Genomic DNA, 16,729 nt, shown 5'->3' on the forward strand with positions numbered 1-16,729 from the left:
TTAATAAAAACAACGATTGAGTTGAATGAATCTACGATTACTGATGATTTGGTTTAAGTCATTTTTAAGTTTTTATTCTTATCTTAAAAAAACGAAAAATTTACTTTTAGATTATGATGCCTTCTATGTCGCTACAAAAATTCAGATCTAGGTCTATTTCATTACTTAGTTTTAATCTATTGCTTGCGATTTGGTTAGGCTTATTCCTGAATGTTGCCTTTTATCAAAAGATGCAAGCGCTAACACCTTATACAGGGATGAAGGCCGGGCTTTTTGTGGCAGCTTCTGTGGGTGTGGTCATTGCATTATATAATTTTATTTTTCAAATTTTAAATTGGAAATGGACCGCAAAACCGATTGCAATTGCTTTGGTTTTTATCGGCGGCTTTGCGGCCTATGCGGTGAATACATTAGGCGTTTGGATTACTTCGGACCAAATTCAAAATCTAATGCAAACCAATTTGGCTGAAGCAAGAGATACTTGGTCTTGGCGTTTGCTTGTGTGGCTGCTGGGTATGATTGTTATCCCTTGCATTTTGATTTTCATTGTCAAACTCAAATCTGAACCTGTAACTAAACAAATCATCAAAAAAGTAATAACTTCTGTGATTTCTTTAGCGGTTGTTGGTGGTTTACTCTTTGTGTTTTATGTTGATTTTGCTGCAATCTTTCGAGAGAATCGCGATATAAAAGGCATGATTTCACCACAAAATATGATTGCCTCATCGGTGTCTTATTATAAAAAGAAAGCACCTAAAGAGAATTTACCTTTAGTGAGCTATGGTGAAGATGCACAGCGAAATGCAGCAGTGAAAGGATTACCAAAACTAATGGTTTTGGTGGTCGGTGAAACAGCACGGGCTGAAAATTTTTCTTTAAATGGTTATGCCAAAGACACCAATCCGAAACTCGCCAAACAGGATATTTTAAATTTCTCTCAAGTCAGTTCGTGTGGTACGGCTACGGCGGTATCAGTTCCTTGCATGTTCTCAGGTATGCAGCGAGAGGATTATGATGAGCGTTTAGCGAGTCATCGTGAAGGATTACTTGATATTGCAAAGCGAGCGGGTTATCAAGTCACTTGGATTGATAATAATTCAGGCTGCAAAGGAACTTGTGATCGGGTGGGTGAGTTTAAAATTCCTGAGCCAATTCAACAAAAATGGTGTAAGAACGGTGAATGTCTCGATGATATCTTAATTGATAGTCTGAAGGCTTATCTTGAAACGATTCCGAAGGATGATACACGGCCACGGTTGGTGGTGTTACATCAAATGGGGAGTCACGGTCCAGCTTATTATGAGCGGATACCTGCGGAGTATCGAGTATTTAAACCGACCTGTGATACCAATGCGATCCAAGGCTGTACCCAAGAGGCTTTGATTAATAGTTATGACAATACTCTGCTTTATACCGATTATGTTTTAGATTCATTGATTGAAACATTAAAAAATACAACGAAATATCAAACAGGTTTGTGGTATTTGTCTGATCATGGTGAATCAACAGGGGAGAGTGGGATGTATTTGCATGGTGCACCTTATGCGATTGCACCGACGCAACAAACTCATGTACCTATGCTGATGTGGTTCTCTCAGGCGTGGCAACAACAAGCAGGAAAGCAAGTCAAATGTTTGGCACAACAAAGTAAAAATAAGCTGAGCCAAGATAACTTGTTCCCAACCATGCTGAGTTTGCTTGATATCAAAACCAAGGTAATTAATGCTAAAAATGACATGTTGCAGACATGTCCTAACCCATAAGGTGTAATGGAATCATGACTAAGATCTTGATGATAGAAGATGATTTTATGATTGCAGAGTCAACATTGACTTTATTGCGATACCATCAGTTTGAGGTGGAATGGGTTAACAATGGGGTTGATGGGCTAGCTTTGCTGACCAAACAGCCTTTTGATTTAATCTTGTTGGATTTAGGTCTACCTTTGATGGATGGGATGCAAATCCTCAGACAGATTCGTCAACGTAGTTCGATACCTGTGTTAATTATTTCTGCACGAGATCAGCTACAAAATCGTGTCGATGGTTTAAACCAAGGCGCAGATGATTATCTGATCAAGCCATATGAGTTTGATGAATTACTAGCGCGTATTCATGCTTTATTGCGTCGTGGCAGTAATGAGGCTGCACAACTAAAAAGTCAGTCACAATTGTTAAAAAGTGGTGAGCTGATCTTAGATGTAGAACAGCATTTAGCAACCTTTAAAGGGCAGCAGATTGAACTTTCCAATCGTGAATGGGCAATTTTAATTCCGATGGTTTCTCATCCCAATAAAATTTTCTCTAAAGCCAATTTAGAGGATAAGTTGTATGATTTTGACAGTGAAGTGACCAGTAATACCATTGAAGTCTATGTACACCATTTACGTGCCAAACTTGGCAAAGACTTTATTCGAACCATCCGTGGTCTAGGTTATCGTTTGGGGCAAGCTTAAATTTATGAAAACAACTCGGCATTATTCACTGAAGAAACGACTGATTTGGGGAACCTCCATTTTCAGTATTGTGCTGGGCTGTTTTTTGATTTTAGCCGCCTATAAAATTTCATTACATGAAGTCGATGAAATTTTAGATACCCAAATGCAGTATATGGCGGAGCGTTCAAGCTCTCATCCTGTAACGCCAATGGCAAGTCGAGTGGAACTGCATCGAACCTATCACGAAGAAGATTTATTGATTGATATCTGGGCCTATAAAGATCAAAGCCATTTATGGCATCAGACTCATCTTCTGGTTCCACCTGTGAAGCAAGCTGGTTTTTATACCCAAAACACACCGCAAGGAAAATGGCGTGTTTATGTGATTCCACTCAAAGATTATCAGATTCAGGTCAGTCAGCAAGAACAGGTTCGCCATGCGTTTGCATGGGAATTGGCTGGGAGTATGTTTGTTCCCTATATCCTACTGTTACCGATCGCAATTATTGTACTGGCATTTATTATTAGTTTAAGTTTAAAACCCCTGGATGATTTTAAAACCGAACTGACCCAGCGTGATTCAGATGGTCTGTCGCCGATAGATGTGAAAGATTATCCACAAGAACTGTTGCCCACCATCGAAGAAATGAATCGTCTATTTGAACGTATTCAACATGCTCAGACCGAGCAAAAGCAATTTATTGCCGATGCTGCACATGAACTCAGAACCCCTGTGACTGCGCTGAATTTACAAACACGAATCTTGATCAGCCAGTTTCCTGAACATGAGGCTTTACAGAATCTGAGCAAAGGCTTGGCTCGTATTCAACATTTAGTTACCCAGCTTTTGGCCTTGGCAAAACAGGATGTTGCGCTGAGTCTGATTGAACCCAACACAAACTTCAGATTGAATGATGTTGCACTCAACTGTGTTGAACAGTTAGTCAATTTGGCTATGCAAAAGGAAATCGATTTAGGTTTTGAACGTAACGATCCAATCGAAATGCAGAGCCTTGAATCCACCGTACATTCGATTATTTTCAACTTGATTGATAATGCAATTAAATATACCCCAAATCAGGGCATTATTAATATTTCAGTGTATAGCGATGCGGATGATTTTGCCTATATTCAAATCGAAGACAGCGGTACAGGAATTGATCCTGAACAATACGACAAAGTTTTAAAACGTTTTTATCGTGTCCATCATCATTTAGAAGTGGGGAGTGGGCTTGGACTTTCGATTGTGGATAAAGCCACTCAACGTTTAGGTGGAATTTTGACTTTATCTCGAAGTATTGAATTAGGTGGTCTGAGTGTGTTGGTCAAATTACCGAAAAAACTTGCACATCATGATCGCATTGAGTAAACACAGCACTTAATTGGGCTGTGTATTGCTTTCCGATTGCTGTTTTAGGTAGCGCAGGAAGAGCACACATTTCTGGATACGTTTGCCATCATTACCGACTTTGCTGACATTGAAGCGTAATACCCAATTTAAACGTTTACCAACCTTACAAATATCTTTATAGACTTGAGGTTCATCTAATAAAGCTTGATAGAGCAGTTGGCTGGCTGACTCAAGTCTTTCAAATTCAAAATGATAGGCTGTTGAGAAGATAAACAGTAACCAGTCCCGAACAAAACAATCATGCAAACTGAGTACATCTCGCGGATCTGTTTCAAAATCAATAAAAGTAAACTGATTTTGCTCATCGACTAAAATGTTGCGTGCAAAGGCTTCACTTAAATAACCTTCGTCTGCATGCAGTTGACGAATAGACTGAATGGCTTGATGAAATAAGTCGAATTGTGCTTCAGGATGGTGTTTTAAGCTGGCAATCTTCTGATCTAATTGACTCACAGGGCTTTGACGTTGTGAGCCGACATCTTCGAGTAAAATGCCTTTTTTTGAGAGCGCCAAAACATTTGGGGTTGAAATCCCCAAGGCTTTAAGTTGCTGGATGCGTTTGAATTCACATTGAATTGCAGCTGACCCGCCTTGATTGGGAACAGGGGTGATGGAGCCGAGGTTAAATATTTTTGCTAGCCATTTCAATGGAGTGTAAAGCCATAATCCATGGCGTTCAGATGCTTTTTTAAGCCATACTTTGCGTGAATCTAATTCATAAGATTGAATAGAGTCGGATTGAGTTGCTAAAGTGGTTTCCAAAAAAGATTGATAGTCAGACATACGGCAGCAAAAATAATCCTAATGTGAGCGTCAAACGTACTCGTTCTTTGAGTACGGGCGTTCACTTTACCACATCAATTGTCGGTAAAGGTATAGAATTACGATTTGCAACGGCTTGATGATATTTATAGGTCAGTGCATAACAGACCAAATTAATTGCGACACAAACCCAAGCCGTCCAAAGGTTATGACTAAGGAAGTGCGCACCACGCATCATCTGCGCCCAGCCCATGGCAAAGCCAATAATGATTCCTGCAATCAAATAAAACCAAGCTCGTTGTGTTTGATGCAAGCGATAGACGAAATAGCCTGTGATCAGAGCAAAGCCTGTGCTGGCATGTCCACCTGGAAAACAATGCCCAGCGGTTGCCGAGAAATCCCAGACAAAGCCCATCGTGGTTTCATGGGTCATGTACCAAGGGCAAGCATGATAGGAGTGGGCTTTGAGTAAGCCGACAATGCCAGTACATAACATACTCACCCAAAACATGTAGCCATATTGCCAACGTTGTGGTTTCAGCTTTTCGACTTTAAAAGAGGCGCACCATAAAAAGAAAAAAGCTACATAAACAAGCGTTAAAAGTTGTTTGACGTAAGTATGGTTAAGTTTATCGAGAAACCAATCATTTTTATAGGGAAAGCTGCCATGTAAGCTGACCCACGGTTGAATCAGTTGTAAATCAATGGTTCCACCAACAGGAAATACCCATAACAAAATGAAAAAGCTGATCAATAATAAAAAGCTCGTCAATGCAAAAAAAGGTGTTTTCAGAATCATGGAACGTATGATTAAAGTTAGATGACAATTGTGTTATTTAATGTGAATAAGCTTAATTGGCTCTTAAATGGGCAGAAAAAATTTGATGTTCAGAAACATTTTAAAAATAGAATAATTTAAAAATTTTTTGAGTTAAATTGTTGAAATTAATATAATTTATATTTATTTTTTGGCTGATTTGTTGGTTTTTTCTAATTTTAGTATAAAGCAGCCAAAGGGCTGCTTTATTTTTAATCTGAATATCAAAAATTAATGTAGGATTTTATCCAGAAATTGCTGCGCGCGCTCACCGCGTGGTGTGCCAAAGAATTCATCTTTGGAGCAGTCTTCTACAATCTTACCTTGATCCATGAAAATAATACGATTCGCCACCTGACGGGCAAAGCCCATTTCATGGGTCACACACATCATGGTCATGCCTTCTTTGGCCAGTCCCACCATGACATCAAGCACTTCATTGATCATTTCAGGATCAAGTGCAGAGGTTGGTTCATCAAATAGCATCGCAATCGGATCCATACTGAGCGCACGGGCAATTGCTACACGTTGTTGTTGCCCTCCAGACAGTTGTGCCGGAAATTTCTTGGCATGCGCGCTCAGCCCAACACGATCCAGATAGGCCAGTCCTTTTTTATTGGCTTCGGCTTCGGAACGCCCAAGAACTTTGATTTGTGCGAGGGTTAGGTTCTCGGTAATGCTTAAATGCGGAAACAGTTCAAAGTGTTGGAACACCATTCCAACTCGGCTTCGTAATTTGGTCATGTCGGTTTTGGGTTCATGCACAGGCACACCATCGACAAAGATTTTACCCTGCTGAAACGGCTCAAGCCCATTCACAGTTTTAATCAGTGTTGATTTGCCCGAGCCCGATGGACCACAGACCACCACCACTTCACCTTGGCAGATTTGGGTGCTGCATTCGGTTAAAACTTGAAATTGTTCATACCATTTACTGACATTTTGGAGGTCTATCATTACGTTATTGTCACTCATACACTTAACCTCCTTTGTAAACGTTTCACTGCGAATGTCGCTAAAGCGCTGATGGTGAAGTACACCAGACCTGCAAATAAAATATATTGGGTGAGCAGAGACATCAAATCACCACGAACATAGTTTGTTCTAAAGAAATCAAGTAATCCAATGGCATAGACCATGGTGGAATCCTGAAACAGAATGATGGTCTGTTGAAGCAGCAACGGGGTCATTTTTCTGAATGCCTGTGGCAAAATAATCAGCCGCATTGACTGGCTATAGCTCATTCCGAGAGCATAAGCCGCAGCCGATTGACCTTTGGGAATGGATTGAATCCCTGCACGCACAATTTCAGAAAAATAAGCAGCTTCAAATAACATGAAGGCCACGATACTTGAAACTAAAGCAGTATCAATGGTCAGATATTGACCTGTGATGGCGGTATAAAAAAATGGCACAGCAAAATAGAACCACATCAATACCAATAACAGCGGAATGGAACGGAACAGATCCACATAAGCTTGTGCAATCCAATTGAAAATTTTGATTGAAGACAAGCGCATCATTGCCAGTACAGTACCAATCGCAATACCGCCAATGGTTGCAATCACCACGACTTTTAAGGTAATGCTGAATCCATACCAGAGTGCAGGCCCGGACTGTTGTAAGTCACTGAAAAAAGAAGTTAACCATTCCATATTACTTGCCTCCTGAGATTAAACCAGGAATACGTAGACGTTTTTCCAACAGGTTCATGCTAAAAATGAGGCAGATGTTGATCACGATAAAAATCAGTGTGACATAGGTATAAATTTCAATGGTGTTCTGGGTATATTCGCTAATGGTTTTCATCTGCGAAATAATTTCTGCGACCCCAACCAATGAGGCGACCGAGGTGTTTTTGACGCAGTTAGTCAGTTCTGAGCTTAGTGGCGGTAAAATGGTACGAAAGGACTGCGGTAGAATCACATAACGATAGAGTTGTGTTGTGGTAAATCCCATGGCATAGCCAGCATTGATTTGCCCTTTGGGTAAAGCTTCAATCCCTGTTCGCACCTGTTCACAAACACGTGCTGCGGTGAATAGACCCAGTCCGACACTGGCGGAAATCAGGGCGGTGGTATTGGTGCCAAGATCATTCATCCACCAGCTTTTAATCGGTGCGGGCAGAAAGTTGGGAACCACATAAAACCAAATAAATAATTGAACCAGTAAAGGTACATTTCTAAATAAGGTGACATAGGCAGTGCCGATGGCTCTGGCGGTTTTATTGGGGAGCGTGCGCATAATACCGAGCGTGCTACCAAGCAGCAGGGCAATACTCCATGCGACCACAGCAATCACAAGCAGCCAACCTAGACCTGTGATGATCCAGTTCAGGTAGGTGGTGTCTCCGATCCCTGTCGATTGCCACAGAACTCCCCAGTTCCAGCTATAATTCATAACGACTCCTGAGCAGAATCAGGACAACATTTGCTGTTGCCCCATTCCAGCATACTATTCTTGCTATAAGGGGAGCGAATTACTGATCGCGATCATGTGGATTGCTGATTAAGGCTTTGAGCTGATCCGACATGGCAAAGTTCAAATTAATATTTTTCGGTGGAATCGGTTGCTGGAACCATTTTTCATACATCTTGTTGATTTCACCAGATGCATAGGTTGCCTTAATGGCATCATCGACCACTTGTTTAAAGCCTGTATCGCCTTTACGCAGCATACAGCCATAAATTTCATGGATGGGTGCGGTCCCGACAATATCCCACTGATTTGGATCTTTGGCTTTGGATTTTTCTCCTGCCAGTAGGATATCGTCCATCATAAACGCGACAGCCCGACCATTTTGTAGCATCAAGAAGGATTCGGCATGGTCTTTGGCGGAAATGATTTCGCCAATACCAAGTTCTTGTTGATGTTGACGGATATAGCGCTCAGAGGTGGTTCCTGCTGTGGTCACCAGTTTTTTACCTTTTAAATCGGCAAAGTCTTTGATGCCCGAATTTTTTGCAGTCAGCAATCGAGAACCCACTTCAAAGAAACCGACAGAGAAATCGACTTGCTGCTGGCGTTCTTTATTATTGGTGGTTGAGCCACATTCCAGATCTACCGTGCCATTCGAGACCAGTGGAATACGGTTCTGACTGGTGACCAAGTTATAGCGGATTTTCAGGTCTGGCATATTCAACTTCTGCTTCACTGCCTCAACAACTTTAAGTTGCAGATCATGTGCATAACCAACAGGTTGGTTTGGGGTAGAGGCAATATAGGAAAAGGGAATCGATGAATCGCGATAACCCAGCACAATCGTGCCAGAACTTTTGATTTTGTTTAATGTTCCCGAAGTGGAGGCACCCGCTTCAGTCGCTTTGTCGCCAGCAGCCGGCGCTTTGTTGTCACTACAAGCACTGAGTCCGAATATCATTGTGCCTGCACAAAGCAGAGAGGTCATGGTGCGTTTATAAATCATCTACAAAACTCCTTTTGTATCGTTATGATCGCATGCGTCATTGTTGCGGTTTAACCGTTCATTTTTATGAAAAATAATGTGTTCTTTTTGATGTATTAAAAAACATTATTTTTCATCTTAATGGAGTTCAATGCACATGCTCAAGCGATATTCTTTACGGTTTTGTTAATCGTAATGGTGGATGAATGGTGTAATTTAAACATTGTAAATTACAGTAAAAATTGCAAGAAATATAAAGCATGATATGTGCCATGACTGTGATTTGGATTTTAGATAGCATGCACAGCATTTATCTTGCGTGGCATATTTCAAGGACTTGCCATACTCAATCCATGGGCCGTTTCTGCTGACAATAGAGCTTGGAATAGGAAAGATTGAATCACTTATATTGTTTGATTACACATAAAAAAAAGCGGCATTGATCGCCGCTTTTATGCATTCACAAGCTTAGAACATGGACTCTTCAGAGTTGGCTGAAATCTTATGAATGGAAAGGTCTGCACCACGATACTCATCTTCTTGTGACAGACGAATCCCCATCGTAGCTTTTAACAGGCCATAGACAATAAAACCACCAAGCAAAGCAATGATAATGCCGAGGCCTGTGCCAATGATTTGCGAGATGATGGAAACACCACCGAGACCCCCCAAAGCTTGTTGACCAAAGATGCCTGCTGCAATACCCCCCAATGCCCCACAAACACCGTGTAAAGGCCATACCCCAAGCACATCATCGACTTTCAGTTTATTTTGAGTATAGGTGAACAGGTAAACAAACAGTGCACCAGCCGTACCACCAATAATTAGCGCACCAATTGGGTGCACAATATCTGAGCCTGCACAGATTGCGACCAAGCCAGCCAATGGACCATTGTGTAAGAAACCTGGGTCATTTCGGCCCATGAAGTTGGCTGCCAAAGTACCCCCAACCATCGCCATCAGTGAGTTAATTGCCACCAGACCTGAAATCGCTTCAACCCGTTGTGCACTCATCACGTTAAAGCCAAACCAGCCCACGATTAGAATCCATGAACCTAAAGCAAGGAATGGAATAGATGAGGGTGGATGGGCACTGACACGACCATCATTTTTATAACGACCATGACGAGCGCCCAGTAAAATCACAGCAGCAAGGGCAATCCAGCCGCCCATGGCATGAACCACAACAGAACCTGCAAAGTCATGGAAACTTGCACCAAAAGAGTTCTCTAACCATTTTTGCAGACCATAGTTACCATTCCAAATCATGCCTTCAAACAATGGATAGATCAGGGCAACCAAGATCAGTGTGGCAATGGCTTGCGCACGCATTTTGGCACGTTCAGCGATACCGCCTGAAATAATCGCGGGAATCGCCGCAGCAAAGGTTAGTAAGAAGAAACAGCGCATCAGGTTATAACCGTGATCGGCTGCTAAGGTACTGCCTGCATGGAAAAAGTTTTGACCATATGCAATCCAATAGCCTACAAAGAAATAGGCAATCGCTGAAATGGCAAAATCGGTGAGGATTTTACTCAATGCATTGACTTGGTTTTTATGGCGCACGGTGCCCAACTCCAAGAACGCAAAGCCAGCGTGCATTGCCAATACCAGTACTGCCCCGAGCAGTAAGAAAAATAGATCTACGTTTTGCATAGTGGTGCTCAAAAAAAGTGCTAAATTTTATTTTGATGCAAATATTTGATTCGTTTTCTGCACCAAAATGGGTTTAGTAAATCTAGAAACTCAAGTTGTATTGCAACAACTTAATTTGATGAAATATTTAAAGCAAAAAACGCACCAATTTAGAAGTTAAATTGTAATTTTGGTGAAAAGTGGTGCAATTTGCTTAAAAATAGCACGGTTTTGGACATTACTAAATAAAGCGAACCAGGTGAACGCGCATGAAGATCGGTCGATGATCTTTACTGTGCTAAGCAACAGGGATCACCACTTTTCATCTTCAAGAGTTTCAAGATAAAAAGTGGCGCTGACGGAACTGTGTAGTTACATAACTGGTGGGCTATATGTAAGAGTGCGTCCTAAAATCCACAGTAAGAACAACACTAAAGGCAGATGGAACACCAATTGAGTCACAGTAAAACCGATCACGTCTTTGGCTTTGAGTTTTAAAATCCCGAGCATTGGCAGCATAAAGAAGGGATTGATCAGATTTGGTAAGGCTTCTGCCGCATTATAAATCTGCACCGACCAGCCTAAATGCACTTGTAAATCATTGGCTGCTTGCATCACATAAGGCGCTTCAATAATCCATTTACCACCGCCAGAAGGAACAAAGAAACCCAGTACTGCAGAGTAGATGCCCATCACAATTGCAAAGGTTTCTTTCGAGGCAATCGAAACAAAGAATTCAGCAATATAATGCGACAGCGATAAATCCTGACTATTCAATGCTTGGGTCATAATGAAAGCAATACTGCCGTAGAGCGGGAACTGGATCAGAATCCCCGACACCGCAGGCACTGCCTGACTTACTGCATTGAGGAAGTTTCGCGGAGTACGGTGTAGTGCAAGCCCCAGCATCAAGAACACAAAGTTATAGGTATTGAGGCTAGAAATGGCGATGATGGGATTGGTTTTAGAAAACTCGATGAACATCCAGATCAAGCCTAATGCCACCACGATAATGGTCAATAAGGGTGAGTTTTCCAACCAGTCGCCCGGTCGGGTCGATTTGACCTCAGTTTTTTCTTCTTCTTCAAAGTTTAGCTCAAAATCCTGCATGGTTTTGACATTGTCACCTTTCGGCGCAGACCAATAGGCAATCGCAATTGAGACAATCACCAAGATCAAGGTCATCAGCATGGATTGCCATAGGAAGATGGTTTCGGTAAATGGAATCACACCCGTGAGCTTATAGATGGATTCCGGCAAACTGGCTTTATTGGCCTGTAATTGTGCCGCAGACGAACTGATGCCTAGTGCCCAGGTTGCGCCCATACCAATAATTGCAGCGGCGGCAGCAGCACGGTAGTCCATCTGTAGCTCTTTACGCTTGGCTAGCGCAATCACCAATAATGCGGTCAAAATGGTACTGACTGCCCAATTGACCAATGAAATCAATAAACTAACTGTAGCGACCAAGACAATGGCACTGCGTCCAGAGTGTGGAATCCGTGCCATTTTCTGAATCAGTTTTTTCACAGGAGCAGAAACAGAAACCACATAACCGACAATAATCAGCATGGTCATTTGTAAGGTGAAGGGGATTAAACTCCAGAAACCATTCCCGAAGGAGCTTGCGACATCTTGTACCGATGCACCAATGCCGATGGCAGCAAAGGAAACGATAATTACACCGAGCAGGGCAAAAATGTAGGAGTCAGGAAACCATTTTTCCGACCAGTTACTAATCCGCAGGGCAAACCGTTCTAACAAGGCAGGTTGTTTATTCATCTTGAGCATCCATTTTTAATTTTGTTGTACCTGATTCATTTGTCCTAAATGAATTTTTGCTGTTATGAAAACAGCGAAAAGTGATGCCATCACAGCATCACTTCAACGAGAAAAATAAAAGCGTGTGTAGGATTAAGCTTGGGCTTCAATCAAAAGTTCAACACCTGTAGCCGCTTGAATTTGTTGTTCAGTCACATCAGGTGCTAACTCCACCAGTTTGATGCCTTCAGCAACAACGTCCAAAACACCTAAATCGCTAATAATGCGATGCACCACTTTTAGACCTGTCAGTGGCAAGCTGCATTGTTTAACAATTTTAGCGGTACCGTCTTTGGCATTGTGTTCCATCAACACCACCACACGTTGCACACCTGCAACCAAGTCCATCGCACCACCCATGCCTTTGACCTTCTTGCCCGGAACCATCCAGTTGGCCAAGTCACCTTGCTCGGAGACTTCCATGGCACCCAAAATGGCAATGTTGACATGCCCGCCACGAATCATGGCAAAGGATTCACTGCTTGAGAAAAAGGCTGCACCTGCACGCGCGGTGACAGTTTGTTTGCCTGCATTGATTAAATCGGGATCAAGTTGTTGTTCAGTAGGAAACTCACCAATGCCGAGCAGACCATTTTCCGATTGTAGCCACACATCCATATCCTCTGGAATGTAATTGGCAACTAGGGTTGGTAGGCCAATTCCCAGGTTGACGTAGAAACCATCTTGTAATTCTTGTACGGCACGTTGTGCCATTTGTTCACGTGTCCATGCCATGATTATGCGTCCTGTGCTTTGAGGGTTTTTTGTTCGATCCGTTTTTCTGGCGTGGCATTCAGCACCACACGATTGACGTAAATCCCTGCTAAATGGATTTCATCTGGATCCAGTTCGCCGATTTCAACAATCTGTTCAACTTCGGCAATGGTGATTTTTCCAGCCATTGCACATTCAGGATTAAAGTTTTGCGCGGTTTTACGGAATACCAGATTGCCGGCTTTATCCGCTTTATAGGCTTTGACCAAGGCCACATCCGCAGTGAGAGATGGTTCCAGAATATAGGTACGACCATTAAATTCGCGTTGTTCCTTACCTTCAGCCACCAAGGTACCTGCACCTGTTGCGGTATAAAAAGCAGGAATGCCTGCACCGCCCGCGCGTAGTTTTTCAGCTAATGTGCCTTGTGGGGTGAGTTCAACTTCGAGTTCGCCATTCAAATATTGGCGTTCAAATTCTTTATTTTCGCCCACATAAGACGAGATCATTTTTTTAATTTGTCGGGTCTTGAGCAAAACACCTAAGCCAAAATCATCAATACCTGCATTATTGGAGATACAGGTCAGGCCTGTGACACCTGTTTCTTTCAGCGCCTGAATTAAGGCTTCAGGAATACCGCATAAGCCAAAACCGCCAACCGCAAAAGTCTGTTGATCTTGCACCACATCTTGCAGTGCCAATGCTGCGCTTGAATAGACTTTATTCATTTTTTTCACCTGTAAATTCCTTGGTTTCTAATAGTTTTAGCATTCAAGGATTATTTACAGAAGTTTAAATTTTTAAAGGATTAATGAGGGAAACTCATTAATACAATAAATTTCATCTATTTCACTCAACAGGGCACGATGATGGGGTGAATCTGTTTTGGTATAGCAGCCGAAAGGGCTTAGCCAAAATCATGTTGCAGCAAAATCTCAATAAACTCGGCTGAGATATTGGAAAGCTCAAAATCTTTTTTATAGACAATCCCAATCGCTTGCGGCAATTTGCCGTCCTCAATCTCAATCAAGACGTTATGTTCCTTGTCGATAAAATTTTGAAAATGACGGGGGATGGCACTGACGCCCATATCTAATGCCACAAAGCTGGAGAGGGAACTGATTTGATGACATTCAACTTTTAAATCTAATGTCAGATGGTTTTTAAGACAGTTTTCTTCAATCAGGTGTCGAACGATCGAGGGATGTTGCAAGGTCACAAAGGGATTGGCACACAGTTGTTTCCAACTGATCGAATCCGCGCTTGCCAAAGGATGTGTTTTTGGTAAGAGCGCAAGGAAATCTTCCTCAAATAAGGGTTTAAATTCCAGTTGATCATTGCGTGGTGGTTCAAAGCAGATGCCAATTTCAAAAATACCATCCTGAACATTTTCCAGTACTTTTTCATTGGGAATGTCATGAATGGAAAAGCTGATATTGGGATGTTTGGCTAAAAAGCTATGAATCACTTGCGGTAAAATCGCATGCGTGACAAAGGGCATCGAAGCAATATTCAATGTGCCACGATTGAGTTTAAAACGTTGTTTGACGTCTTTTTCCATATCTTCCCAATTGGCCAGTAATTTCTTGGCATAGGGAATCAATGACTTTCCTTCCTGTGTCAGCTCAACCCGACGGGTATTGCGCTTAAACAGCTTGCCACCCAACTCTTCTTCCAGTGATTTGATACTTAGACTTAAAGCAGATTGACTGAGATGCAATTCAGCAGAGGCATTTGCATAATTCAGGGTACGGGTCAAAGCCAGAAATGCTTTGAGTTGCTTTAAAGTCATGGTGGACGACCTATGCGGAAAGTTTTTGATTTATATGCTGTAATTTATAAAAAAAACAGCACATTGTGACTGGCATTTTTGTTAATTTGCTGATGAGAGGCAAGCCGTTTATTTTTTTGAAATACGATATGAGATTATTGATTTATTTTATCTCAATATCGAAAAATAGATTATTAAAATAATAAGCTAAATATACTTTGATGAGATTAATGAGTATTTTTGAATAGTTAATTTGTTTTATTAATCAATTAAATTATTTGGGTGTTATTTTTATATCTGTATGATTTTTATGATTAATTTAAATGATGTATTTTGTTTTAATCGTCTTGTTTTTTATGATTTTAATGCTATTTTAAAATACGTTTTAGCATGCGTCTTTGCTTTAGATTCTGTACCGCAGTTCGCAGTATTTTAATTTTGTTTATGGTTAGGATAACCACCACATAGTATAAAAAAAATAATTTGGTTGACCCTGACATATATTCTTTGGAATGGAGTAAAAGAATATGTGGGACTTATTTGTCATTCTGCTGTCTTTAGGCTTGCTGATGTACACGGCCTATCGCGGTTTTTCCGTGATTTTGATGGCACCGTTATGTGCATTGCTGGCAGTTTTTCTGATTAACCCCGCCAATGTATTGCCGTTTTATTCGGGCGTTTTTATGCCGAAAATGGTTAATTTCATTAAAGACTATTTTCTGGTGTTCTTGCTGGGGGCGATCTTTGGCAAAGTGGTGGAAATGTCAGGTATCGCCGAGTCGATTGCCCGTACCATTGTCAATTTGATTGGCGCAAAGAAAGCCATTTTAACCGTAGTTTTACTGGGTGCCATTCTGACCTATAGCGGTGTTAGCTTATTTGTGGCGGTATTTGCGATTTATCCATTTGCCAATCAGTTGTTCCAACAGGCCAATATTCCAAAACGTTTGATTCCCGGCACCATTGCCCTAGGTGCATTTACATTCACCATGGATGCCTTGCCGGGTACACCACAAATTCAGAACGTGATTCCAACCACCTTCTTTGGTACCAATATCTATGCAGCACCGTTTTTGGGTGTAATTGGGGCGATCTTCGTCTTAAGCATGGGTCTACTGTATCTGGAATCACGCCGTAAAGCTGCTGCTCGTGCAGGTGAAGGTTATGCTGGTTTTGCTGCTGAAGATGCAGCTACGCAAACGACTGCTGATGTAGAGCTATCTCAGCAAAACAACGGTTCAGTGCTGCGTCAATGTATGGCCTTTGTTCCGTTGATTCTGGTTGCGGTGATGAACCGTTATCTATCCACAGCCATCAAAGAATGGTATCCGAATGGCTTTGATTTTAATGCAATTGGTTTAGCCAACTACACTGTTGATGTGGCAAAAACAGGGGCGATTTGGGCAGTCGGTTTGGCCTTGATTGTTGGCATTATTGCGGCGATTTTATTTGATTATCAGCGCGTGGTAACTAACTTTAAAGAAGGTGTGAATGCCAGTATCAGTGGTTCATTATTGGCGGTGATGAATACTGCATCGGAGTATGGTTTTGGAGCGATTATTGCGGCATTACCGGGCTTTGCTTTGATTAGCCATGCACTAGGGACGACGTTTACCAATCCTTTGGTCAATGGTGCAGTGACCACGACGGTATTGGCAGGGATTACTGGTTCCGCATCGGGTGGGATGAGTATTGCTTTGAGTGCGATGGCAGAAACCTACAATGCAGCGATTTTAGCAGCGGGTATTCCACCAGAAGTGATGCATCGCGTGGTGGCGATGGCATCGGGCGGTATGGACACGCTACCACATAATGGCGCAGTGATTACCTTGCTTGCGGTGACAGGTTTAACCCATAAACAATCCTATAAAGATATTTTCGCAGTGACGATTATTAAAACCTTGGCGGTATTTGTGGTGATTGCTGCATTTACATGGTTCGGTATTGTCTAAGGCAAA

15 protein-coding genes are annotated in these 16,729 nt (G+C 41.8%); 4 read left to right on the forward strand and 11 right to left on the reverse strand.

Going from position 1 to position 16,729, the window contains the following annotated elements; genetic code table 11:
* The first annotated feature begins 116 nt into the window (after window positions 1–116).
* Genes F957_RS16545 through F957_RS16535 form a run of 3 tightly spaced genes read left to right on the forward strand, consistent with a single transcriptional unit; the run spans window position 117 to window position 3,806 of the window.
* Entirely contained in the window at window positions 117–1,763 is a 1,647-nt protein-coding gene (locus F957_RS16545; protein ID WP_378319724.1) for a phosphoethanolamine transferase, read from the forward strand.
* A gap of 14 nt (window positions 1,764–1,777) precedes the next feature.
* Complete coding sequence (locus F957_RS16540) at window positions 1,778–2,455, forward strand: DNA-binding response regulator PmrA (RefSeq protein ID WP_016541390.1); 678 nt, start codon at window positions 1,778–1,780, stop codon at window positions 2,453–2,455.
* Window positions 2,456–2,459: 4 nt separating this feature from the next.
* A complete protein-coding gene (locus F957_RS16535) occupies window positions 2,460–3,806 on the forward strand; it encodes a two-component system sensor histidine kinase PmrB (protein WP_016541389.1) in 1,347 nt (448 codons plus the stop codon).
* Window positions 3,807–3,815: 9 nt separating this feature from the next.
* Here the strand turns inward: F957_RS16535 and F957_RS16530 are convergent, their stop codons facing one another.
* The 11 genes from F957_RS16530 to F957_RS16480 all read right to left on the reverse strand — a co-directional run bounded on the left by F957_RS16530 (window position 3,816) and on the right by F957_RS16480 (window position 14,792).
* On the reverse strand, window positions 3,816–4,631 hold the full coding sequence (locus F957_RS16530) for a lipopolysaccharide kinase InaA family protein (RefSeq protein WP_016541388.1): 816 nt from the start codon (window positions 4,629–4,631) through the stop codon (window positions 3,816–3,818).
* 61 nt (window positions 4,632–4,692) lie between these two features.
* Window positions 4,693–5,409: a phosphatase PAP2 family protein gene (locus tag F957_RS16525; protein WP_016541387.1), complete on the reverse strand. Its 717-nt coding sequence runs from the start codon at window positions 5,407–5,409 to the stop codon at window positions 4,693–4,695.
* A gap of 249 nt (window positions 5,410–5,658) precedes the next feature.
* Window positions 5,659–6,384 carry an amino acid ABC transporter ATP-binding protein gene (locus F957_RS16520; protein WP_171068260.1) on the reverse strand — a complete coding sequence of 242 codons (726 nt, stop codon included), beginning with the start codon at window positions 6,382–6,384 and terminating at the stop codon, window positions 5,659–5,661.
* 14 nt (window positions 6,385–6,398) lie between these two features.
* Window positions 6,399–7,082: an ABC transporter permease subunit gene (locus F957_RS16515; RefSeq protein ID WP_016541385.1), complete on the reverse strand. Its 684-nt coding sequence runs from the start codon at window positions 7,080–7,082 to the stop codon at window positions 6,399–6,401.
* 1 nt (window position 7,083) lies between these two features.
* Entirely contained in the window at window positions 7,084–7,827 is a 744-nt protein-coding gene (locus F957_RS16510) for an amino acid ABC transporter permease (RefSeq protein ID WP_016541384.1), read from the reverse strand.
* 79 nt (window positions 7,828–7,906) lie between these two features.
* Window positions 7,907–8,851 (reverse strand): transporter substrate-binding domain-containing protein, encoded by a 945-nt coding sequence (locus tag F957_RS16505; RefSeq protein ID WP_016541383.1) that lies wholly within the window; start codon window positions 8,849–8,851, stop codon window positions 7,907–7,909.
* Between the two features lie 447 nt (window positions 8,852–9,298).
* Window positions 9,299–10,486, reverse strand: a complete 1,188-nt coding sequence (locus tag F957_RS16500; protein ID WP_016541382.1) for an ammonium transporter — start codon at window positions 10,484–10,486, stop codon at window positions 9,299–9,301.
* 351 nt (window positions 10,487–10,837) lie between these two features.
* Window positions 10,838–12,247: a short-chain fatty acid transporter gene (locus tag F957_RS16495; protein WP_016541381.1), complete on the reverse strand. Its 1,410-nt coding sequence runs from the start codon at window positions 12,245–12,247 to the stop codon at window positions 10,838–10,840.
* 132 nt (window positions 12,248–12,379) lie between these two features.
* A complete protein-coding gene (locus F957_RS16490) occupies window positions 12,380–13,021 on the reverse strand; it encodes a CoA transferase subunit B (protein ID WP_016541380.1) in 642 nt (213 codons plus the stop codon).
* Window positions 13,022–13,023: 2 nt separating this feature from the next.
* Entirely contained in the window at window positions 13,024–13,728 is a 705-nt protein-coding gene (locus F957_RS16485) for a CoA transferase subunit A (RefSeq protein WP_005243873.1), read from the reverse strand.
* A 179-nt stretch (window positions 13,729–13,907) separates the two neighbouring features.
* Window positions 13,908–14,792 carry a LysR family transcriptional regulator gene (locus F957_RS16480; RefSeq protein WP_004803082.1) on the reverse strand — a complete coding sequence of 295 codons (885 nt, stop codon included), beginning with the start codon at window positions 14,790–14,792 and terminating at the stop codon, window positions 13,908–13,910.
* Between the two features lie 506 nt (window positions 14,793–15,298).
* Between F957_RS16480 and F957_RS16475 the strand changes: the two genes are divergently transcribed.
* Window positions 15,299–16,723: a GntP family permease gene (locus F957_RS16475; protein WP_005269564.1), complete on the forward strand. Its 1,425-nt coding sequence runs from the start codon at window positions 15,299–15,301 to the stop codon at window positions 16,721–16,723.
* Window positions 16,724–16,729: the final 6 nt, after the last annotated feature.

This window comes from Acinetobacter gyllenbergii CIP 110306 = MTCC 11365 (assembly GCF_000413855.1).
GTDB classification, from domain to species: domain Bacteria; phylum Pseudomonadota; class Gammaproteobacteria; order Pseudomonadales; family Moraxellaceae; genus Acinetobacter; species Acinetobacter gyllenbergii.